The 1,672-nt window shown below is 52.5% G+C and carries 1 protein-coding gene; it reads right to left on the reverse strand.

What is annotated here, in order from left to right; translation table 11 throughout:
• The coding region (locus tag CX664_RS25115; RefSeq protein ID WP_146000369.1) for an RAP domain-containing protein at window positions 1-1,672 on the reverse strand (1,672 nt) is incomplete at both ends.

Raw genomic sequence — 1,672 nt, forward strand, 5'->3', positions numbered from 1 at the left:
CCGGAATTTCAATGACCTCAAATCCTGCTTTTTGCAACAGCGCGATTTTCAGCAGAGTCGAACCATTCCTGGTGTTGAAATCACCACTCACGTAATGAGAGGGCCCCTGAACTTCAATCACCATGTTGTGATCTGGCAGGAGCAGGTCAACCGGAGGCAATGAGTTCAGGCTCTTTTCTTCTTCAATCTGCAAAGAGGGAAAGCATGATTGGAGTTGATCGTGAAAGTCGGATTGACGTTTTGACATGATAGTCTGGTAATGGGGGACGAACGGGCAGGCTCTCCCAAGCCAACTGGCGGCCATGGCAATGATGCGTTGATCCTCTTCATTGTCCAAGAATGTATTTTCCAGACGGGTAAACAGGTCATCCATGTGCTTTTCAAGCCAGTTATTGTTATTGGAGTCCAGAGACAATCTGGCACAGCAAACCATTACTCCCCAGAGAGACATCAATATGTCTTGCTGCGAGAGCTGAGGGTTTTCACTGATTCGGTAAACAAGTGATTCGAACATAGAGGTAACCACGTTCAGCTCAACGAACTCACCCAGTTTCGCCGTGGCCCACAGCAGGTTGGCGATTTCCTGTGGTTTAAAGTTAGCTTTCTGTTTGTTCACGTGGCGCAACAGCGCGGCCACGGCCTCGTTAAACTCTGGTGTCCGCTCTTGCCCGCTATCCACCAGTTTCGCAGTGGCCCACAGCAGATTGGCGATTTCCTGAGGTTTAAAGTTAGCTTTCTGTGTGTTTACGTGGCGCAACAGCGCGGCCACGGCCTCGTTGAACTCTGGTGTCCGCTCTTGCCCGCTATCCACCAGTTTCGCCATGGCCCACAGCAGGTTGGCGATTTCTTGTGGTTTAAAGTTATCTTTCTGTGCGTTCACGAAGGGCAACAGCGTGGTTACGGCCTCTTTGAACTGTGGTGTTCGCTCCAGCCCCTTATCAACCAGTTTCGCCGTGGCCCATAGCAGGTTGGCGATTTCCTGTAGTGTAAAGTTACCTTTCTGTGCATTCACAAAGGGCAACAGCGTGGCCAAGGCCTCTTTGAGCTGTGGTGTACGCTTCAGACCCTTATCAACCAGTTTCGCCATGGCCCATAGCAGGTTGGTGATTCCCTGGGCATTAAATTGGTCTTTCTGTGCGTTCACGAAGGGCAACAGCGCGGCCACGGCCTTGTTGAGCTCTGGTGTCTGCTCTTGCCCGTTGTCCACCAGTTTCGCCATGGCCCACAGCAGGTTGGCGATATGCTGAGGAATAAATTGGTCTTTCTGTGTGCTCACGTGGGATAAAAGCGCGGCCACGGTCTGTTTGAGCCCGGGTGTTCGCTCTTGCCCCTTGTCCACCAGTTTGGCCATAGCCCACAGCAGGTTGGCGATACCCTGAGGTGTAAAGTTTGCTTTCTGTGCGCTCACGTGGGGCAACAGCGCAGCCACCGACTCGTTGAGCTCCGGTGTTCGCTTTTGCCTGTTGTCCACCAGTTTCGCCATGGCCCATAGCAGGCTGGCGATTCCCAGGGCATTAAATTTGTCTTTATGTACCTTTACGTGGGGCAACAGTGCGGCCACGGCCTTGTTGAGCTCTGGTGTCTGCTCATGCCCGTTGTCCACCAGTTTTGCCATGGCCCACAGCAGGTTGGTGATACCCTGTGGTGTAAAGTTTGCTTTCTGTGCGCTCAC

Origin of the sequence: Endozoicomonas acroporae (assembly GCF_002864045.1) — a bacterium.
Lineage (GTDB): Bacteria > Pseudomonadota > Gammaproteobacteria > Pseudomonadales > Endozoicomonadaceae > Endozoicomonas > Endozoicomonas acroporae.